The 20,313-nt window shown below is 63.4% G+C and carries 20 protein-coding genes; 11 read left to right on the plus strand and 9 right to left on the minus strand.

Annotated elements, in window-relative coordinates; translation table 11 throughout:
• Nucleotides 1-477 precede the first annotated feature (477 nt).
• Entirely contained in the window at nt 478-1,845 is a 1,368-nt protein-coding gene (locus ACEWPL_RS03010; RefSeq protein ID WP_393934622.1) for a class II 3-deoxy-7-phosphoheptulonate synthase, read from the minus strand.
• A gap of 169 nt (nt 1,846-2,014) precedes the next feature.
• Between ACEWPL_RS03010 and ACEWPL_RS03015 the strand changes: the two genes are divergently transcribed.
• Entirely contained in the window at nt 2,015-3,025 is a 1,011-nt protein-coding gene (locus ACEWPL_RS03015) for a GlxA family transcriptional regulator (RefSeq protein WP_393934621.1), read from the plus strand.
• A gap of 6 nt (nt 3,026-3,031) precedes the next feature.
• Here the strand turns inward: ACEWPL_RS03015 and ACEWPL_RS03020 are convergent, their stop codons facing one another.
• The 4 genes from ACEWPL_RS03020 to ACEWPL_RS03035 are packed head-to-tail and all read right to left on the minus strand — an operon-like array spanning nt 3,032 to nt 7,285.
• On the minus strand, nt 3,032-4,123 hold the full coding sequence (locus ACEWPL_RS03020; protein WP_393935363.1) for a PQQ-dependent sugar dehydrogenase: 1,092 nt from the start codon (nt 4,121-4,123) through the stop codon (nt 3,032-3,034).
• A 55-nt stretch (nt 4,124-4,178) separates the two neighbouring features.
• A complete protein-coding gene (dxs, locus tag ACEWPL_RS03025; protein ID WP_393934620.1) occupies nt 4,179-6,119 on the minus strand; it encodes a 1-deoxy-D-xylulose-5-phosphate synthase in 1,941 nt (646 codons plus the stop codon).
• 42 nt (nt 6,120-6,161) lie between these two features.
• A complete protein-coding gene (locus tag ACEWPL_RS03030; RefSeq protein WP_393934619.1) occupies nt 6,162-7,037 on the minus strand; it encodes a polyprenyl synthetase family protein in 876 nt (291 codons plus the stop codon).
• A gap of 5 nt (nt 7,038-7,042) precedes the next feature.
• Entirely contained in the window at nt 7,043-7,285 is a 243-nt protein-coding gene (locus ACEWPL_RS03035; RefSeq protein WP_393934617.1) for an exodeoxyribonuclease VII small subunit, read from the minus strand.
• A 135-nt stretch (nt 7,286-7,420) separates the two neighbouring features.
• Between ACEWPL_RS03035 and ACEWPL_RS03040 the strand changes: the two genes are divergently transcribed.
• Together ACEWPL_RS03040 and ACEWPL_RS03045 are read left to right on the plus strand one after the other, a co-directional pair.
• The gene (locus ACEWPL_RS03040; protein WP_393934615.1) at nt 7,421-8,398 is read left to right on the plus strand and encodes an aminoglycoside phosphotransferase family protein; all 978 of its coding nucleotides are present in this window, start codon (nt 7,421-7,423) and stop codon (nt 8,396-8,398) included.
• Between the two features lie 137 nt (nt 8,399-8,535).
• A complete protein-coding gene (locus ACEWPL_RS03045; RefSeq protein ID WP_393934613.1) occupies nt 8,536-8,736 on the plus strand; it encodes a hypothetical protein in 201 nt (66 codons plus the stop codon).
• Nucleotides 8,737-8,830: 94 nt separating this feature from the next.
• On the opposite strand, the gene lon is transcribed toward ACEWPL_RS03045, so the two are convergent.
• The 3 genes from lon to tgt all read right to left on the minus strand — a co-directional run bounded on the left by lon (nt 8,831) and on the right by tgt (nt 13,842).
• Nucleotides 8,831-11,242 (minus strand): endopeptidase La, encoded by a 2,412-nt coding sequence (gene lon / locus ACEWPL_RS03050; protein ID WP_393934612.1) that lies wholly within the window; start codon nt 11,240-11,242, stop codon nt 8,831-8,833.
• Nucleotides 11,243-11,499: 257 nt separating this feature from the next.
• Nucleotides 11,500-12,594 carry an alkene reductase gene (locus ACEWPL_RS03055; protein WP_393934611.1) on the minus strand — a complete coding sequence of 365 codons (1,095 nt, stop codon included), beginning with the start codon at nt 12,592-12,594 and terminating at the stop codon, nt 11,500-11,502.
• 117 nt (nt 12,595-12,711) lie between these two features.
• Complete coding sequence (gene tgt / locus ACEWPL_RS03060) at nt 12,712-13,842, minus strand: tRNA guanosine(34) transglycosylase Tgt (protein WP_393934609.1); 1,131 nt, start codon at nt 13,840-13,842, stop codon at nt 12,712-12,714.
• 100 nt (nt 13,843-13,942) lie between these two features.
• Between tgt and ACEWPL_RS03065 the strand changes: the two genes are divergently transcribed.
• From ACEWPL_RS03065 to tpiA, 8 genes are all read left to right on the plus strand, one after another.
• Nucleotides 13,943-14,833: an SPFH domain-containing protein gene (locus ACEWPL_RS03065; RefSeq protein WP_393934608.1), complete on the plus strand. Its 891-nt coding sequence runs from the start codon at nt 13,943-13,945 to the stop codon at nt 14,831-14,833.
• Nucleotides 14,830-15,126 carry a hypothetical protein gene (locus ACEWPL_RS03070; RefSeq protein WP_393934606.1) on the plus strand — a complete coding sequence of 99 codons (297 nt, stop codon included), beginning with the start codon at nt 14,830-14,832 and terminating at the stop codon, nt 15,124-15,126. Before ACEWPL_RS03065 ends, ACEWPL_RS03070 begins: the two co-directional genes overlap by 4 nt.
• A 105-nt stretch (nt 15,127-15,231) precedes the next feature.
• Nucleotides 15,232-16,632 carry a 30S ribosomal protein S6--L-glutamate ligase gene (rimK, locus tag ACEWPL_RS03075; protein ID WP_393934604.1) on the plus strand — a complete coding sequence of 467 codons (1,401 nt, stop codon included), beginning with the start codon at nt 15,232-15,234 and terminating at the stop codon, nt 16,630-16,632.
• A gap of 72 nt (nt 16,633-16,704) precedes the next feature.
• Nucleotides 16,705-17,067, plus strand: a complete 363-nt coding sequence (locus ACEWPL_RS03080) for an SUF system Fe-S cluster assembly protein (RefSeq protein WP_076533093.1) — start codon at nt 16,705-16,707, stop codon at nt 17,065-17,067.
• 50 nt (nt 17,068-17,117) lie between these two features.
• Entirely contained in the window at nt 17,118-17,780 is a 663-nt protein-coding gene (locus ACEWPL_RS03085) for a MarR family transcriptional regulator (protein ID WP_393934602.1), read from the plus strand.
• A gap of 73 nt (nt 17,781-17,853) precedes the next feature.
• Nucleotides 17,854-18,573, plus strand: coding sequence for a DUF3307 domain-containing protein (locus tag ACEWPL_RS03090; RefSeq protein ID WP_393934600.1), 720 nt, complete (start codon nt 17,854-17,856; stop codon nt 18,571-18,573).
• A 29-nt stretch (nt 18,574-18,602) separates the two neighbouring features.
• Nucleotides 18,603-18,953, plus strand: a complete 351-nt coding sequence (locus ACEWPL_RS03095; RefSeq protein WP_393934599.1) for a HesB/IscA family protein — start codon at nt 18,603-18,605, stop codon at nt 18,951-18,953.
• A gap of 116 nt (nt 18,954-19,069) precedes the next feature.
• Nucleotides 19,070-19,831, plus strand: coding sequence for a triose-phosphate isomerase (gene tpiA, locus ACEWPL_RS03100; RefSeq protein WP_393934597.1), 762 nt, complete (start codon nt 19,070-19,072; stop codon nt 19,829-19,831).
• On the opposite strand, the gene ACEWPL_RS03105 is transcribed toward tpiA, so the two are convergent.
• Nucleotides 19,826-20,287, minus strand: a complete 462-nt coding sequence (locus tag ACEWPL_RS03105) for an Lrp/AsnC family transcriptional regulator (protein ID WP_393934596.1) — start codon at nt 20,285-20,287, stop codon at nt 19,826-19,828. The two genes, tpiA and ACEWPL_RS03105, sit on opposite strands and share 6 nt — an antisense overlap.
• Nucleotides 20,288-20,313: the final 26 nt, after the last annotated feature.

The raw sequence follows: 20,313 nt of genomic DNA on the forward strand, positions 1-20,313 counted from the left end.
GCTGACGACCTGAACGCGGGCTTTCAACCGCTCCCGACAAAACGCAGCCCGAAACACAAAGCGGCCGAGCGGTCTAACCGCCCGGCCGTGCCCTGTTGGACCGTTTCTTATCGACTGCAACCGATGGGAGGAGGATATCGGGTTCAGCCTGTCATTTTCTACGCACAAGGAGGGAGGAGCCGCCTCGCGCGTATCTTGCGTCAGGTTCACGATGGGAGGAGGTATCGTATTGAACCCTTTGCCTCTCAAGATAAGCATGGTCTGCTGCGATGCGGCAATGTTGATTTGCTGCAACTGCATATTTTTCGCTGCATTGCCGCATATTCGGGACGCCTTTGCGTTGCCTGCACAAGAATTAGGCACATTATCAATTATATGCGGGGAGATGTGGCGGCCGCCCCGAGTCGATTGCTCTCAGAAAAAGGGCACGCGGGGGTTAGCCCGCGCGCCCTTGGCAATGTCCTCAGTTGCGAGCGGTCAGACCGCCTCGGCGCGCCGCTCGTCATGAAGGGCCGACAGCTCCTCGGCGACCAGGAAGGCCAGCTCAAGCGACTGCGACGCATTAAGGCGCGGATCGCACGCGGTGTGATACCGGTCACTGAGGTTCTCATCGGTCACCGCCTGCACGCCGCCGATGCATTCGGTGACGTCCTGGCCGGTCATTTCGAAATGTACGCCGCCGGGGGTCGTGCCCTCGGCCTTGTGCACGGCAAAGAACTCACGCACCTCGCGCAGCACCGCATCGAAGGGCCGCGTCTTGTAGCCGGAGGCGGATTTGATCGTGTTCCCATGCATCGGATCGCAAACCCAGACCACATTGGCTCCCTCGGCCTGCACCGTGCGGATGAGGCGCGGCAGATGCTCGGAGACCTTGCCCGCCCCGAACCGCGCGATCAGCGTCAGACGCCCCGCTTCATTCTCGGGGTTCAGCTTGGCCAGAAGCGCCTTGAGATCATCCTCGGTCATCGAGGGGCCACATTTCAGACCGACCGGGTTCAGCACGCCGCTGGCGAAATTGACATGCGCGCCGTCCGGATGCCGCGTGCGGTCACCGATCCAGATCATGTGGCCCGACCCGGCCAGCCAATTGCCGGACGTCGAATCAAGCCGCGTCAGCGCCTCTTCGTATTCCAGCAGCAACGCTTCGTGGCTTGTATAGAAATCGACCGTCTGCAGCGCCTCGGTGCTGCCATTGTTGATGCCGGCGGCCCGCATGAAGTCCAGCGCATCCGTGATCCGGCCCGCCATCTCGCGGTAACGCGCGGCTTTTTCGCCCTCGGTAAAGCCCAGGGTCCAGCTATGGACCTTGTTCATGTCGGCATAACCGCCCTTCGAGAAAGCGCGCAGCAGGTTCAGCGTGGCCGCCGACTGCGTGTAGGCCTGCAGCATCTTGGCCGGATCGGGAATGCGCGCGGCCTCGGAGAAGGGTAGCTCATTGATGATGTCACCGCGATAGCTGGGCAGCTCGACACCGTCCACCGTCTCGGTCGGGGCACTGCGCGGCTTGGCGAACTGGCCCGCCATGCGGCCCACCTTGACGACGGGCACCTTGGCCGCGAAGGTCAGCACCATCGCCATCTGGAGCATCACCTTGAACGTATCGCGGATCGCGTCAGCGCTGAACTGGTCGAACGCCTCGGCGCAATCGCCGCCTTGCAGCAGGAACGCCTCGCCGCGCGATGCCGCGCCCAACTGCGCCTTGAGGCGGCGCGCCTCGCCCGCAAAGACCAGAGGAGGATACTGTGCCAGCCGGGCCTCGACGCCTTCCAGCGCGTCTGAATCGGTGTATTCGGGCATCTGTACGCGCGGTTTCGCGCGCCAGTCGGATTTTGTCCACTCAGCCATGACATCCTCTCCGCCTTAGGCAATTCTGAGACGGCTGCATAGCAAAGCCATCGCCCCGGCGCCACACGAATAATGCGGGCGCGGTGTCAATTATGCCCCGCATCTCTTGTCAAATACGTTATTTTCGTGGAACACCCGTATATCCAATGCGCAGCCGGAGGGCGCCAGCATGACCAGCAATCAGCGCACTATTCCATCCGGCACGGGCATGTCGCGGACGCCGCCGCGCCGTTTCGTCTTTGTCCTGATCGACAATTTTACCTTGCTCAGCTTTGCGGCCGCGGTCGAATGCCTGCGTATCGCCAACCGGATGGCCGAAAAAACCCTGTATGAATGGTCGGTCATCGGAGACAGCGAGGACGTCGTCGCATGCTCGGCTGGCGCACGCTTTCAGCTTGATGGCCCTCTGGGCGAGCTCAGCCGCGACGATACTGTGCTGGTCTGCGGCGGCATCGAAATTCAGCAGGCCGCCAGCAAGAAGGTGCTGAACTGGCTGCGCCGCGAGGCGCGGCGCGGGTTGACCATGGGCGGGCTTTGCACCGCGTCCTACCTTCTGGCCCGCGCGGGGTTGCTGGATGGCAAACGCGCGACGATCCATTGGGAAAACCACGACAGCTTTGCCGAGGAATTCCCCGAGGTGATGTTGACCAAATCCGTCTTTACGGTGGACGGTACGCGCATGACGACGGCGGGCGGCACGTCCTCCATCGACCTGATGCTCAGCATCATCGCCAAGGACCATGACGAAAAGCTGGCCAATGCCGTGGCCGATCAGCTGATCTATTCGTCGATCCGCACTGATCAGGACACGCAGCGCCTGTCGGTGCCGACGCGGATCGGCGTGCGCCACCCCAAGCTGAGCCAGGTTATCCAGATGATGGAGGCGAATATCGAGGAGCCGATCAGTCCCTCGACCCTTGCGCAGGATGCCGGCATGTCGACGCGCCAGCTCGAGCGGCTTTTCCGGCGCTACCTCAGCCGCTCTCCCAAGCGGTATTACATGGAGCTGCGGCTGCAAAAGGCGCGCAACCTGCTGATGCAGACGGACATGACGGTGATCAATGTCGCGCTCGCCTGCGGGTTTTCGTCGCCCTCGCATTTCTCGAAATGCTACCGCGCGCATTACAACACGACGCCTTACCGGGAGCGTGGCTCACACTCGTCCCGGCTGCCAGTCTGAGATCGGTCAGGGCGTCATGCGGTAAAGCGCGCCCTGCCCTTCGCTGAGAAACCAGATCGCCCCGTCCGGACCTTCGCGGATGTCGCGCAACCGCGCGGTCTCATCGCTTTCAAGGCGCTGCTCCTCACGCAGGGGATCGCCCGAGAGCCGCGAGATGAAGCCGAATTTGAGCGAGCCGGTAAAGAAATCGCCCTCCCATTCCGGCCAGAACGCGCCGGAATAGATCATCAGACCGGACGGTGCGATGCTGGGATCCCAGTAGAATTCGGGCTGCTCCATTCCTTGCTGCTCGGTGCCACCCGGAAAGGATGCGCCTGAATAATGCGTGCCGTATGAGATGACGGGCCAGCCGTAATTTGCCCCCTCGCGCACGCGGTTGATCTCGTCTCCGCCCTTGGCGCCATGCTCGCTGACCCAAAGATTGCCGTTCAAGTCCAGCGACGCGCCTTGTGGGTTGCGGTGCCCGTAGGACCAGATCGCCGGGTGCGCGCCCTCCTGCCCGACGAAAGGATTGCCCGGTGCGGGATCGCCGTCACGCGTCAGGCGCAGCACGCTGCCGTTCTCGCGGCTCAGATCCTGCGCCGCGGGGCGATCGCCCCGCTCGCCGACTGTCATGTAGATCAGACCATCGGGCGCCTCGACCAGACGCGAGCCAAAATGGATGCCGCCATCGCTGCCCTCGGCGATCTGGTAGATCACGCGCCAGTCCTGCAGAGCATTGGCGCCATCCGGCAATATGGCAACGGCTAAGGCCGTGCCGGCGCCTGACCCCTGATCAAGCGCATGACTGAAATATAGCTGCCGCGTCTGTGCAAAATCGCGCGGGATCAAGACGTCCAACAAACCGCCCTGCCCGACCTGCGCAACCGGTCCGACCCCGCCGATCTCAACCTTCTGCCCATCTTTGACTTGCCAGAGCCGTCCCTGTTTTTCCGTGATCAGAACGCTGCCATCCGGCAGGAAACCGAAGGACCACGGCCCTTCCAGCCCCTCGGCCATCGACGTCACGGATAGCGGGCCATCAGGTCCCTCCAGCGTTTGGGCATGGGCGGCGGGGGTCAGCATGAGGCAGGCAAGAAGAATGCGGATCAGGGTCATACTTCCCAAGATATGACGGAGTCCGGTCAAGAAAAGGTAAAGCGGCCTGAAATTATCAGGCGCGCTTGTCCGCGATCTGCGAGATATTCAGCAACTCCAGCACCTTCGTCTCGATCTGGGCCGCGCTCATCCCCGCGACGGCATACATGTGGGCGGGGCTGGCCTGATCGATGAAGATGTCGGGCAGAACCATCGAGCGGAACTTCAGCCCGTGATCGAAGACGCCCTCATCGGACAAAAGCTGCGCCACATGGCTGCCGAAACCGCCAACTGCGCCCTCCTCGACCGTGATCAGCACTTCGTGATCCGCGGCGAGTTTCAGGATCATCTCGCGGTCCAGCGGCTTGGCAAAGCGGGCATCGGCGATGGTGGGCGTGATGCCGCGCGCGCGCAGCGCCTCGGCCGCCTTGCGCACTTCGCCCAGACGCGTGCCGAAGCTGAGGATCGCGGCGCGGCTGCCCTCCTCGATCATGCGGCCCTTGCCGATCTCCAGAACCTCGCCGCGCTCGGGCATGGTCACGCCTTCGCCCTCGCCGCGCGGGTAACGGAAGGCGATAGGCCCCTCGTCATGCGCGGCGGCGGTGGCCACCATATGCACCAGCTCGGCCTCGTCCGCGGCGGCCATCACCACGAAACCGGGCAGATTGGCTAGGAAAGCCACGTCATAACTGCCCGCATGGGTCGCGCCATCGGCGCCGACCAGCCCGGCGCGATCAATCGCGAAACGCACCGGCAGGCGCTGAATGGCCACGTCATGCACCACCTGATCGTAGCCGCGCTGAAGGAAGGTCGAGTAGAGCGCGCAGAACGGGCGCAGCCCGCCCGCCGCCATCCCGGCGGAAAAGGTCACCGCATGCTGCTCGGCAATGCCGACATCGAAACAGCGCGACGGATAGCGCTCGGCCATGAGGCCAAGGCCGGTGCCATCGGGCATCGCGGCCGTCACCGCCACGATGCGATCATCGCGGCTGGCATGGGCCACCAGTTCGCGCCCAAAGACCGAGGTATAGCTGGGCGCATTGCTGGGTGGTTTGCTTTGCTTGCCGGTGGCGATGTCGAACTTTGCGGTCGCGTGGCCGCCATCGTCGGCACCCTCGGCGGGGGCGTATCCCTTGCCCTTTTTCGTCAGCACATGGATCAGCATAGGTCCCGTCGCGCGCTGATGCACGGTGCGCAGAATCGGCAGCAACTGCTCCATGTCATGGCCGTCGATGGGCCCGAGATAGGAAAAACCAAGCTCCTCGAAGAGCGTGCCACCAACGGCCAGCCCCTTCAGCATTTCCTTGGCGCGCCGCGCCCCTTGCTGAAACGGGCCGGGCAACAGAGAAATGGCGCCCTTGGCCGCCGCCTTCAGTTCCTGAAAGGGCTGCTCCGCGTAGAGGCGCGAAAGATAAGACGAGAGTGCGCCCACGGGCGGCGCAATGGACATCTCGTTATCGTTAAGGATCACGAACATCCGCTTGCCAAGGGCGCCTGCGTTGTTCATCGCCTCAAAGGCCATGCCCGCGCTCATCGCCCCGTCGCCTATGATTGCCACCGCATCGCCATGCCCGGTCTCGCAGGCCCCGCCCAGATCGCGCGCCACGGCGAAGCCGAGCGCGGCGCTGATCGAGGTGCTGGAATGGGCGGCGCCGAACGGGTCATAAGCGCTCTCGCTGCGCTTGGTAAAGCCGCTGAGGCCGTCCTTCTGGCGCAGGGTCTTCATCCGGTCGCGGCGGCCGGTCAGGATCTTGTGCGGATAACTTTGGTGGCTCACATCCCAGATGATCTTGTCGCGCGGCGCGTCAAAGATGGCGTGAAGCGCGACGGTCAACTCGACCACCCCAAGGCCCGCGCCCAGATGCCCACCGGTCTGCGACACCGTATGGATGGTCTCGGCGCGCAACTCATCTGCGAGGCGCGACAGTTCGCCATCGCTCAGCCGTTTCATGTCCGAGGGGCCCGAAATACGGTCAAGGAGCGGCGTCTTGGGCGCCGTGCTGGGATCGGTCGTCATGGCATTGCCCCTCCTCGGGGCGTCAGGTGGCGGGGCGTCAGGTCAACTGTCACGCGAGATAGCGAAGCGCGCGATGCGCCGCAAGGGACCCGCGCCCTCTCCATAAGCAGATAGCGCGCCGATCGCCTCGTCAACCAGCGCGGATGCGCGGGCGCGGGCCCCATCAAGGCCCAGCAGCGACACGAAGGTTGCCTTGCCGGCCGCCGCATCCTTGCCCACGGCCTTGCCAGCGGCGGCGGCATCGCCGGTGACGTCGATCACGTCATCATGGATCTGGAAGGCCTGCCCCATCGCCGCCGCATAGCGGATCAGCGGCGCGGGATCACCCCCTGCCATGCGCGCGCCCGCGGCGGCGCTCCATTCGAAAAGCGCGCCGGTCTTGCCCTGTTGCAGAGCGCTGATCTGGTCAAGTGTCAATTCCGCACCCGGACGTTCAGCCGCCATATCAAGGGCTTGGCCAAGCACCATGCCCTGGGCGCCTGCAGCCCGCGCAAGGCTCAGCGCCAGCTCGGCGCGCACCTCCGCGCTGCCGGCCTGCGGATGCGCTGCAAGCTCGAACGCCAGAGCCTGCAGCGCGTCGCCAGTCAGAACGGCAGTCATCTCGTCCCATTTCACATGCACGGTCGGCTGGCCGCGGCGCGCGTCGTCGTCGTCCATGCAGGGCAGATCGTCGTGGACAAGGCTGTAGGCATGCATCGCCTCGATGGCGGTCGCGGGCCAGATCGCCTGGGTTTCAGGCACGCCGTGCAGCCGCGCGGAGGCCAGCACAAGGCAGCCGCGCAGGCGTTTGCCGCCCGTCGTCGCATGGCGCATCGCCTGCGCTACATCGCCCTCGCCAAAAGGGGCCAGAACCTGCGCCAGATGCGCCTCGATCGCCGCGCGCGCTGCGCCGAGATCCTCGTTGATCTCGTGCTGCACGGCGCTCAGAGCCCGTCCACGGGCTTGAGGCCCGCAGGCTCTCCGTCGCTGTCGAGCGTAATTGCCGCCACCTTTTCTTCTGCCTCTTTCAGCTTGGAGTCGCAGCGTTTCTTCAAGGCCGCACCGCGCTCGTAGAGGGTGATGGATTCGTCCAACGCCACGTCGCCGCGCTCAAGCCGCCCGACCACCTGTTCCAGCTCGGCCATGGCCTGCTCGAAAGTCATTTCTGCAACGGGTGTCTCGCTCATATGGGGGCCTTTCGGTCTGGACTCCGGGTCATTCGGCGGATGATGTCGGCACCATAGACGGGCCGCCGCAGGGGTTCAATCGGCAGGCGCGCCATTTGAGTTGACCGCGCCGCGCCCCTGCGCTTGACTGCGCGGATGAGCGCGCCCCTGCCCCCGACCCCGGATCCTGACGCGACGAGTTGGATCACGGCGCGTCTTGACGCTGCCCGCCGCGAAGCGCCGTGTCTGGAGGCGCTGGAGGTGACGGACCTGATCCGCCATGTGACGGGCAAACGCGCCATTCTGCGCGGCACGCTCGACGGCCGGCGCGTCATCCTGCGCCTACACTTTACGCCAGATCAGGACGATGCGCTGCGCGAATGGGACGAGATGCAGCGCCTCTGGCCGCATATGTCCACCGGAGATCTGCGCATCCCCGAGCCCATCTTGATTGCCCCCGAAGCGGGGCTGATCGTTCAGGAGGAGGCCGCAGGCACCCCTCTGCTGGAGCTGCTTTACAGCCTCGATCCGCCGGAACGCGCCGCATGGCTGGGGCCGGCGGCCGGGTGGCTGCGCGCCAGCACGCGGATCAGCGAGGAGTGGCACGCCCCGCAACCGGACAAGTGGATCGCCCGCGCCGCCCGGGCCTCGGCGCAGCAACCGTTCGAGACGTTGCGCGCGCTCGAACTGCAGATCCTGCGCCAGATGGAGCGGATTGCCCCTCTCGTCGCGGCCGAGCCGTGGCGCACAGCGATCTGTCATGGCGATTACCACCCCAACAATCTGATCGTCGAAGGCACGCGCCTGACCGCCATCGATCTGGGCGGATCGCGTTGCCTGCCCGTGGCCAAGGACATCGCGCGCTTTGCGATGCATATGGGCCGCCGCGGGCTGCGTCTGTCCGGGCAGAGCTGGCTCGGCGTGGACCGAACTTGCCTTGAGGCGTTCGCGGACGCCTTCGAGATGGGTGCTACCGAGCGCGGCGCGACCCTGCCCTTCTTTCTGGGCTTCGAGGCGCTGATCCGGGTCGAAAACAAAAGCCTGCCCCCAGGGCGCATCCAGCGCGCCGAAAAGACCTATCGCGCCCTTGCGCGCGATCTGGAGCGTGTGGCTTCAATGCACACACCGCTTTGATCCTGCCGTGCCCCGCTTGACCCAACGTTAGGATGCTGCAACTGTCGATGACGCATGCTGCGCCGCATCTCGGTCACGGGGAACGCGCGGAATGTAACGAAAACACTATTCAGCGCGGTTAACCTTGGGGACCCAATATGAAAAAGATCCACATCGCGGCAATTGCCGCTTTCACGATTGCAGCAGCACCCGTCGCGGCTGGTAACCTGTCCGAGCCGGTGATGGAGCCTGCGGTGATCGAAGCCGAGACAGCCAGTTCTTCGGCCAATCAGGCCGAGATGGTCGCGATTTCCCTGACAGCGCTGATTTTCATCACCGCATTGGTCAGCGCCAACTGATACGCCCGCGATGATGGGCCTACCAAAGTAAAATGGGGCGCCCTGATCGGGGCGCCCCATTTGCTGTGTCATCTGGCCTCAGGCACCGGGCAGGTCAGTGCGCGGTCGCGCTCGTCCCCTCGGGGCCTGCCTTCAGCGCCGCCTCGGCGGCGGCCGCCTCTTCCGCGGCCTCGTCCCATTCGATGGGCTCGGGCGCGCGGGTCAGAGCGAGGCGCAGCACGTCGCGCACATGGGTCACCGGGATGATCTCCAGCCCCTGCTTCACGTTGTCGGGGATCTCGGTCAGGTCCTTCTCGTTCTCCTGTGGGATGAGAACGGTCTTGATCCCGCCGCGCAACGCCGCCAGCAGTTTCTCCTTGAGCCCGCCGATGGGCAGCGCATTGCCGCGCAGCGTCACCTCGCCGGTCATAGCGATATCCTTGCGCACCGGAATGCCCGTCAGAACCGACACGATGGAGGTCACCATCGCAAGGCCCGCGCTCGGCCCGTCCTTGGGCGTTGCGCCCTCAGGGACGTGGACGTGGATGTCCCACTTCTCCAGCCGTGGCGGCTTGATCCCGATGGCGGGCGCGACCGAGCGGACATAGGAGTTGGCCGCGTCGATCGACTCTTTCATCACGTCGCCCAGCTTGCCCGTGGTCTTCATCCGGCCCTTGCCCGGCAGGCGCAGCGCTTCGATATTCAAAAGCTCGCCGCCAACCGAGGTATAGGCGAGGCCCGTGACAACGCCGACCTGATCGGCATCCTCGGCCAGCCCGAACTTGTGCTTGCGCACGCCCAGGAAGTCGCTGAGGTTTTCCGGCGTCACCTTGACCGAGGTGACCTCTTTCTTGATGATCTTGGTCACGGCCTTGCGCGCCACCTTGGCGATCTCGCGCTCAAGGTTTCGCACGCCCGCCTCGCGGGTGTAGTAGCGGATGATGTCGGTCAGCGCCTCGTCCGTCAGCTCGAACTCGCCCTTCTTCAGGCCGTGGTTCTTGACCTGTTTCGACAGCAGGTGCTGCTTGGCGATCTCGCGCTTTTCGTCCTCGGTATAGCCAGCCAACGGGATGATCTCCATGCGGTCCATGAGCGGCCCCGGCATGTTGTAGCTGTTCGACGTGGTCAGGAACATCACGTTCGAGAGGTCATATTCCACCTCCAGATAGTGATCGACAAACGTCCCGTTCTGCTCGGGGTCAAGCACCTCGAGCATGGCCGAGGCCGGATCGCCGCGGAAGTCCTGCCCCATCTTGTCGATCTCGTCGAGCAGGATCAGCGGATTGGTCGTCTTGGCCTTTTTCAGCGCCTGGATGATCTTGCCCGGCATCGAGCCGATATAGGTCCGGCGGTGGCCACGGATCTCGGACTCGTCGCGTACCCCGCCGAGGCTGATGCGGATGAACTCGCGCCCCGTCGCCTTGGCGACCGATTTGCCCAAGCTGGTCTTGCCCACGCCCGGAGGGCCGACAAGGCACATGATCGGGCCTTTCAGCTTTTTCGAGCGCTGTTGGACAGCGAGATACTCGACGATCCGCTCCTTGACCTTTTCGAGGCCATAATGGTCATCGTCCAGCACCTTTTCGGCGCGGCTGAGATCCTTTTTCACGCGGGACTTCACGCCCCACGGGATCGACAGCATCCAGTCGAGGTAGTTGCGCACGACGGTCGCCTCGGCACTCATCGGGCTCATGTTTTTCAGCTTCTTCAGCTCGGCGTCGGCCTTCTCGCGCGCTTCCTTGCTCAGCTTGGTCTCGCTGACGCGCTTTTCCAGCTCGGCGATCTCGCCTTCGCCGTCCTCGCCATCGCCCAGCTCCTTCTGAATGGCCTTCATCTGCTCATTCAGGTAATATTCGCGCTGAGTGCGCTCCATCTGCGATTTGACGCGGGTCTTGATCTTCTTCTCGACCTGCAGAACGCTCATCTCGCCCTGCATCAGGCCGTAGACCTTCTCCAGCCGCTCGCTCACGCTCAGCGTCTCCAGAAGCTCCTGCTTCTGCTCAACCTCAATGCCGAGATGCCCGGCCACCAGATCGGCCAGGCGCGCTGGATCATCGGCGTCAGACACGGCGGTCAGCGCTTCTTCGGGCACGTTCTTCTTGACCTTGGCATAGCGCTCGAATTCGGCGGTCACACTGCGCAGCAGGGCCTCGATGGTGGTCGCGTCGCCCGGCATCTCGGTCAGATATTCGGCGCGCGCCTCGAAGAAGTCGTCGTTGTCGATGTATTCGGTGATGCGCACACGTGCGACGCCTTCGACCAGCACCTTGACGGTGCCATCGGGCAGTTTCAGCAGTTGCAACACATTTGCCAGCACGCCAGCCTTGTAGATACCCTTGGCATCCGGGTCGTCGACGCTGGGGTCGATCTGGCTGGACAGCAGGATCTGCTTGTCATCGGCCATCACCTCTTCCAGCGCGCGCACGGATTTTTCACGGCCCACGAACAGCGGGACGATCATGTGCGGGAACACCACGATATCGCGCAGCGGCAGCACCGGGTACGAGGAATTGAGGGGCTCTTTCATGCTCTATCCTTATGCATCGGTCCGGAATTCTGTCCGGCCCTTTATTGGCAAGAGGGTCAGGCCCCGCTCGGCGGCGACCATGCCCTCTCCATCTGTCGATTAATTTGGGGCAGTCCCCTGCCGCTTTCAACCTCGGGGGGCAGAATGACGCTGCGGCGCGCGGGGGGCAAGGACTTCCCCGCGCGAAAATGGCTAAATTTGCGTGAATGCATTTCTTAAAAAGGGCGGCACGCTCGCCGCCCTTCCTGTGGCAGGTGTCAGGCCACCGTTTCAGGTAGCGCGGGGTAATCGGTATATCCTTCGCGCCCGCCGCCGTAGAACGTGTCCTTGTCAGGCGCGTTCAGGGGGGCGTTTTGCCTTAGTCGTTCGGGCAGGTCTGGATTGGCGATGAAGGGCACCCCGAAAGCGACCATGTCAGCCGCCCCGCTCTCGACGGCCTTGATGGCCATCTCGCGGTCATAGCCGTTATTGGCCATATAGACCCCGTCCCAGAGCCGCCGCAGTGCGTCGAGGCTCTGCCCTTCGTTCAACTCGCGCGGGCCGCCGGTCGCGCCTTCAATCATGTGCAGATAGGCAAGGCCGAAGCGGTTGAGCTGCGGCACCAGGTATTCGAACGTCTCCTGCGGGTTCGCATCCTCGATCCCGTTTGCCGGCGAGAACGGGGACAGGCGCAGGCCGGTGCGATCGCCGCCCCAGACCTTAGTTACGGCCTCGAGCACCTCCAGCAGCAGGCGGGCGCGGTTCTCGGGGCTGCCGCCATAGGCATCGGTTCGGGTGTTGCTGCCGGTCTTCAGGAACTGGTCCAGAAGGTAGCCATTGGCGCCATGCACCTCGATCCCGTCGAACCCGGCCTTGCGGGCCATCTTGGCGGCATGGACATAGTCGGCCACAAGGCGCGGCATCTCGTCCAGATCCAGCGCGCGGGGGGTAGAGGTGTCCTCAAAGCCACTTGCCGTGAAGGTCTGTACATCCGCCGCGATGGCCGAAGGTGCGACAGGCTGCGCGCCACCCAGCTGAAGTGAGGTATGGCTGATGCGCCCCACATGCCAGAGCTGGATCACGATCTTGCCGCCCGCCTCGTGCACCGCATTGGTGACACGCTTCCACGCGGCAACCTGCCCTTCAGTATGGATGCCAGGCGTCTGGAAATATCCCTTGCCCTCGGGGCTGATCTGCGTAGCTTCGGTGATGATGATCCCGGCGCCTGCGCGCTGGCGATAGTAATCCACATGCATATCGCCCACCTCGCCGGTGTCTTTATCAGCGCGGTTGCGGGTCAGCGGGGCCATCACGACGCGGTTCTGAGCATGGTTCGCGCCTGCGTCGATAGGGGTAAAGAGTTTCTCGGTCATCCTAGATGCCTTTCTGATATAAAACAGTGCACAGCATCAGGTAGGCGGCCGCTGCGGTGCAGCAAGGCGCAACCGCCTCAGTTTTCGTGATGATCCGAAAGCAGGGCTTACACGTCGCTATACCGGCTCGATATCGCCCATCGCGCGCTGGGCGTGGAAATCCGACTGCCATGCGTCGAATGTGCCCGCCGCGATGGCGGCTCGCATCCCTGACATGATCTGCTGGTAGTAGTGCAGGTTGTGCCAGGTCAGCAGCATGCCCGAAATCATCTCCTGCGCGCGAAAGACGTGGTGCAGATAGGCGCGACTATAGTTGCGGCAGGCGGGGCATGTGCAATCCGCGTCCAGTGGGCGGGGATCATCGGCATGACGCGCGTTCTTGATGTTGACCTGACCACGCCGCGTCCAGGCCTGCCCGGTTCTTCCTGAGCGGCTGGGTAGCACGCAATCCATCATGTCGACGCCGCGCGCAACGGCGCCCACGATATCGTCGGGCTTGCCCACGCCCATCAGGTAGCGCGGCTTTTCTTGCGGCAACATATCCGGCGCGTAGTCCAGCACGCCGAACATCGCCTCCTGCCCCTCGCCCACCGCGAGGCCCCCGATTGCGTAGCCGTCAAAGCCGATTTCGATTAGTCTCGAAGCACTTATGCCGCGAAGCTCTTGCGTGACGCCCCCCTGCTGGATGCCGAAAAGCGCGTGACCGGGCCGGTCGCCGAACGCGTCCTTGGACCGCTTTGCCCACCGCATCGACAGCTCCATGCTTTCCGCCACTGCCTTGTCCGTCGCGGGCAGCGCGGGGCATTCGTCAAAGCACATCACGATGTCACTGCCCAGCAGCGCCTGTATCTCCATTGACCGCTCGGGCGTCAGCATGTGTTTCGAGCCATCGATATGGCTGCGAAAGGCGACGCCTTCCTCGGTCAGCTTGCGCAGGTCTGCAAGGCTCATCACCTGAAAGCCCCCCGAGTCCGTCAAGATCGGGCCCTGCCAATTCATGAAATCGTGCAGGCCGCCAAGACGCGCGATCCGCTCGGCCGTGGGGCGCAGCATCAGGTGATACGTATTGCCCAGAAGGATGTCGGCGCCGGTAGCCGCGACGCTTTCGGGCATCATCGCCTTGACCGTGGCGGCGGTGCCCACCGGCATGAAGGCGGGCGTGCGGATATCGCCTCGCGGTGTCGTGATCACGCCCGTACGCGCGGCGCCATCGGTGGCGTTCAACTGAAATTCGATCCGCTTTGTCATCACGCCAAGCCCTTATTCACTTTTGCCGCTGCATAAAGCGCATTAGACAGGTTTGCAAAAGCCAAGGCGGCCCGTCCCGCGCTATTTCAGGAAGAAATTTATGAACGAAGACGAACTGCTGGACCTTCTGTCGTCCAATCTGCTGTGGCTGCTGCTGGCGCTACTTGTCGTGCTGGTCATCTTCAAGGCCATCAAGATCGTGCCGCAATCCGAGCAACATGTGGTCGAGCGGTTTGGCCGCCTGCATTCGGTGCTGGGGCCGGGCATCAACATGATCGTGCCGTTTCTCGACAAGATCGCGCACAAGATCTCGATTCTCGAGCGGCAATTGCCCACGGCAAGCCAGGATGCGATCACCAAGGATAACGTGCTGGTGCAGGTCGACAGCTCGGTCTTCTACCGGATCGTGCAGCCTGAAAAAACGGTCTACCGCATCCGCGACATCGACGGCGCGATCGCCACCACCGTCGCCGGAATCGTGCGGGCCGAGATGGGCAAGATGGACCTCGACGAGGTGCAATCGAACCGCGCGCAGCTGATCCAGACCATCAAGAACTCGGTCGAGGATGCTGTGGACAACTGGGGGATTGAGGTGACGCGGGCCGAGATTCTGGACGTCAACCTGGATCAGGCCACCCGCGATGCGATGCTGCAGCAGCTGAATGCCGAGCGCGCCCGCCGCGCCCATGTGACCGAAGCGGAAGGCCAGAAGCGCGCGGTCGAGTTGAACGCCGATGCCGAGCTTTATGCCGCCGAGCAGATCGCCAAGGCCCGCCGCATCGCCGCCGATGCCGAGGCCTATGCGACCTCGGTGGTGGCGCAGGCGATTGCCGATAACGGGTTGGAGGCGGCTCAGTATCAGGTCGCGCTGAAACAGGTCGAGGCGCTCAATGCGCTGGGCGCCAGCCCGTCCTCATCGACCATTCTCGTGCCGGCCAACGCGCTCGAAGCGTTCGGCAACGCGTTTTCGATGCTGAAGGGCAAGGCATGATCGAGGCAACCCAAGTCCTCCCGATCTGGTCGCTTTGGTGGGTCTGGATGGCGGCGGCCCTGCTTCTGGCGATCGCCGAGGTGGTGCTGCCCGGTTTTCTGGCGCTGGGCTTTGCCGTGGGTGCGGCGGCGGTCGGATTTTTCCTGATCTTTGCACCCACCGCGCTGGGCCTGCCCGTGCTGCTGGCGCTCTGCGCCATCCTGGCGCTGGTGACATGGTTGGTCCTGCGCCGGTTTTTCCGGTTGGAAAACGGCCAGGTGCGCCGGGTGCGCGGGGATATCAACAGGGACTGACGTAAGGCCACCACCCGCCCATGGCGCCGCAAAGGCTGTATCTTCGCTCGAATCGCGATAGACAGGCAGTTCGCATATGCGCGCCCCATGAAAGGATCCCTGCCCATGTCCCCTTCCGAGCCGCCCGAACCGCTGCAATTCGGATGGGAAGAATGGGTGGGTTTGCCCAAGCTGGGCGTGCCCGCCATTCGCGCCAAGGTGGATACCGGAGCGCGCACCTCCGCGCTCCATGCCTTCGATATCGAGACGTTCGGACCCGCCGCGCGGCCCAAGGTGCGCTTTACCCTGCACCCGATTCCGGGCCGTGACGATCTGGTCATTCCCTGCTCGGCCCTGATCATCGACCGGCGCGAGGTCACATCCTCCAATGGCGAGAGCGAATCGCGTTTCGTGATCGAGTCGCCTCTGGCGGTGAATGGCGATAGCTGGCCCATCGAGATCACGCTGACCAATCGCGGGGGCATGGCCAGTCGAATGCTGCTGGGACGCCAGGCGCTCAAGGATCACATCTCGATCGTGGCGACCGACCGCTTCTTGCAGCCTGAACTCAGCTACGACGTCTATTCGACTTCCAAGATGCGCAGTGAAGCGCCCGACCGCGCCCTGCGTATCGCCGTGCTCAGCCGCGAGGACAATTACAGCACCCGGCGTCTGGTGGAAGAAGGCGAAAAGCGCGGACATACCGTGGAGGTTGTCAACACCACGCGCTGCTACATGGCGATCAACGCCATGGCGCCCGAAGTGCATTACGATGGCAAGCGCCTGCCCCGTTTCGATGCGGTGATCCCGCGCATCGGCGCGTCGATCACGCCCTACGGCGCCGCAATCCTGCGCCAGTTCGAGACGATCGGCACCTATTGCGTCAACGGGTCAGCTGGCATCGTCGCCAGCCGCGACAAGCTGCACGCGCATCAGATCATGGCCCGCGCCAAGATCGGGATGCCCAACACCGCCTTCGCCGCGTCCCCCCGCGATACCGGCAATATCATCGGCCTCGTCGGGACCGCGCCGCTGATCGTCAAGCTGCTGGAATCGACCCAAGGCAAGGGCGTCGTGCTGGCCGAGACGAAAAAGGCGGCGGAATCTGTGATCGACGCATTCCGGGGCCTGAAAGCCAATTTCCTCGTGCAGGATTTCGTCAAGGAGGCGGCGGGCGAGGATATCCGCTGCCTCGTGATCGGTGGCAAGGTCGTCGCTTCGATGAAGCGCACCGGGGCTGAGGGTGATTTCCGCTCGAACCTGCACCGGGGCGGCAGCGCCAAATCCGTGCGCATCACCAAGGAAGAGCGTGACACGGCCCTGCGCGCCGCGCGGGCGTTCGATCTGAACATGGCGGGTGTCGATCTCTTGCGCGCCGAGAAAGGTCCGAAGGTGCTCGAGGTCAACTCCTCGCCCGGGTTCGAGGGCATCGAGGGATCGACCGGCAAAGACATCGTCGGCAAGCTCTACGAGACGATCGAGGCCCGCGTGCGCCCTGCCCCGATCCGCAAGCGCAAGGCGAGCTAGAGGTTGGCGCACACTTTACGTCCCGCCGCTTAATCCCTATATATTCGCTCAGGCAAAGCCGCAGGATATGACATGACCGAAAATCCCCAGCCCTTCGAGGGCATCCCGCTGATCGCGCCCTCCTCTACCGGGCATCCGAAATACGAGGAGATCGTCGAGGCGTGCCGATCCGTGTTCGATCCGGAAATTCCGGTGAACATCTATGATCTGGGCCTGATCTATACGATCGACATCGACGATGAGAACGCGGTCAAGGTGATCATGACCCTCACCGCCCCCGGCTGTCCTGTCGCGGGCGAGATGCCCGGCTGGGTCGCTGACGCGATCGAGCCGCTGGACGGGATCAAGCAGGTCGATGTCTCGCTAGTGTGGGAGCCGCCTTGGGGCATGGACATGATGTCCGATGAGGCACGCTTGGAACTGGGCTTCATGTAGGGCAAGTTATTTAACTTGCTTTTTAAAAATGCAAGCCCTATTGCTTGCTTATGAACTGGTCCGTCCTTACAGGCGATATCGTCGAATCGTCCGCCATGCCGGCGGATGTGCTGGATGCCATCATGCGAGACGTCCGGGAAGTGTCCTTGGAATGCTCCGGTTGGGGGCATTCAGATGATGAAAACACCATAACCGGATTTGCGCGGCGCGGCGGTGATGGATGGCAGATAGCAATCAATCGGCCTGCCTTCGCCCTCCGCTTCTGCCTCTATATCAAGGCGCGGTTGCGGCTGATGAATTCCGAGTATTCGACCCGCATCGCGGTCGCCTCCGGCGAAGGCGAGTTGCCAGATATGATAAGTGATAGCTCGAAAACCGCTGACGGCCTCGCCTTTGCGGATCTCAACAGCGCGCATGGTCCGGCCTTCATGGCCTCCGGGCGCCTTCTGGAAGAGCTGGCCGGGGATACCCTCATGGCGCATGCGGACGGCGGTGCGATGGACGCGGCCTTCAGGCTTGCCGATTATATCTCGCACAGTTGGACGCAGGCGCAGGCCCGCTCGCTCTGCTTAATGCTACCACCCGGCGCCGGTCCACGGCGTGTCGCGGCCGAACAGATCGGCATATCGCGCCAAGCGGTGGATCAGGCGCTGAACAGCGCTGGATACCCTGCAATCATGGCGGCGATTGAAGCGATCGAGGCAATGGAGTGACCGGTTGCAAGCCAAACCCGTTGCTTTTCACTAAAGCAAGCTCAATCACTTGCCTGCCTGAGGTGTTTGTCCGATGATCGCCACCTTCACCGCCCTTCTCTTTGCTCATGTGGTCGCGGATTTCGTCCTGCAGACCGCGTGGATCAATGCCCGCAAACACCGCCCATCCGTCATGATGCTGCATGGGGCACTGGTGCTTCTATGCGCTCAGGTGGCGCTGGGCCAATGGACCAGCCCGTGGCTTCTGGCGCTGGCGGCGGCGCATGTCGTCATCGACGCGGTCAAGATCCGGGGCGGGTTTCACCACCTGCGCGGCTTTCTGACAGACCAGGCGGCGCATATCGCCACGCTGGCCCTGCTGGCTGCCTTCGTGCCTCAGCTATGGGCGACCGGCGCATGGCACGCTCTCCCAGTGCTTTTGCCCCTGATGGCCCTTCTGACCGGCCTGATCGTCACGCTGATCGCGGGGCAATATGCAGTGGCTCTGCTGATGCGCCCACATGGAAACCGTATCCGCAACAATGGCTTGCAGGATGGCGGCCGCCAGATTGGCCTGCTGGAGCGGGGGCTGATCTTTGCACTGATCCTGATGGGCCAGCCCCTGGGCGTCGGGTTTCTGATTGCGGCCAAATCCATCCTGCGCTTCGGCACCGCAACGCGCGACCAGCGCACGGCGGAATATGTTATCATCGGAACGCTCGCCTCCTTCGGCTGGGCCATCCTGACCGCCGAGGCGACGCGCCGCGCCCTCGATCTGCTGCCCCCGCTTGAGATTGCTGGCCTCAGCCCCTAGATTGACCGCAAAGGCAAAGGATCGCACTCATGTTCGGAATTCCCGGCAAACAAGCCGTCACCATCACCGACCGCGCGGCGACGCAGATCGCCAGGCTCATGGCCAAGGATGGCCATCAGGGCCTGCGCATCGGCGTCAAGAAGGGCGGCTGCGCGGGCATGGAATACACGATGGAATACGTCACCGAGGTCGATCCGCATGATGAGGTGGTCGAAGAATCCGGAGCGCGCGTGATGATTGCTCCGATGGCCCAGATGTTTCTTTTCGGCACCGAGATCGATTACGAGGTCAGCCTGCTTGAATCCGGTTTCCGCTTCAACAATCCCAACGTGACCGAGGCCTGCGGCTGCGGCGAGTCGATCAAGTTCGCCAACACGTAGCTTCGCGCTCCAAAGCGCTGATATTCCGTGATTATCCCGGAACATGCCCGGCGTGAGCCCGCTTGCATGATCCCGCGCCATCGGCGATGATGCCACCTGACATCATGGAGGGCGGTATGCGGCGCAAACTGGCAGCAGGCAATTGGAAGATGAACGGACTGCGTGCCGATCTGGACATGCTGGATGCACTCTGCGCCGCGCATGACGGGGCCGCAGTCGATCTGCTGATCTGCCCGCCCTTCCCCCTCATCCCCGGTGCCGCAGACCGCGCCATGGGCCACGCGCTGGCCATCGGCGGGCAGGATTGCCATGCGGAGGCGTCCGGCGCCCATACGGGCGATGTTTCGGCCGCGATGCTGGCGGATGTCGGCGCCAGAGCGGTCATTCTGGGCCATTCCGAGCGGCGCAGCGACCATGGCGAGACGTCGGACGACGTGCGCGTCAAGGCCAAGGCTGCCCATGCCGCCGGGCTGTTGGCCATCATCTGTGTCGGCGAGAGCCTCGCACAACGCGAGGCGCAGAACACGCTCGACATCATCGGCGGGCAGCTGTCATCGTCGATCCCCGATACGGCGACCGGCGAGAATACCGTCGTCGCCTACGAGCCGTGCTGGGCCATCGGAACTGGATTGACCCCGACGACGGACCAGATCGGCGAGGTGCATGATTTCATCCGCGCCCGGCTGGAGCGGCGCTCTGGCGCCGGTGTGGGCCGCTCGGTCCGCCTGCTCTATGGCGGATCGGTCAAGGGCGCCAACGCCGCCGAGATTTTTGCCGTCTCCAACGTGGACGGCGCGCTGGTGGGTGGCGCTAGCCTCAAGGTAGATGATTTTTCTCCTATCATCCGTGCCTTGGAGGACGCAGCTAAAGCGTCATAGCGGCAGCATGGTGGTCGATTTGATCTCTTCCATCGAGAGTAAAGCCGTCACGTTATGCACCTTCACCTCTGAAATCAGCGCCTGGTAGAAGGTATCATAGGCGCGGGCATTCTTGACCCGGACCTTGAGGATATAGTCGATATCCCCGGCGAGCCGGTGCGCCTCCTGCACCTCGGGGCGGCCCTTGAGCGCCTTGAGAAAAGCCTGCTGCCACGCTGCGTCATGTTCGGACGTGCGGATGAGGACAAAGAAACACGCCTCAAACCCCAGCGCCTCGGCATCCAGCAGATAGGTCTGGTGGCGGATCACGCCCGCCTCGCGCATCTTGCGAATGCGGTTCCAGACGGGGGTCTTGGAGCTACCCACCGACTTGGCGATATCGTCCAGCGATTGGCCTCCATCGGCCTGCAACTCACCAAGGATCTTCCGATCCAGATCGTCCAGACGAACAGCCATTCCGGTTTTCCCTCGTTCATGGAATT

The organism is Roseovarius roseus (assembly GCF_043355935.2).
Taxonomy (GTDB): domain Bacteria; phylum Pseudomonadota; class Alphaproteobacteria; order Rhodobacterales; family Rhodobacteraceae; genus Roseovarius; species Roseovarius roseus.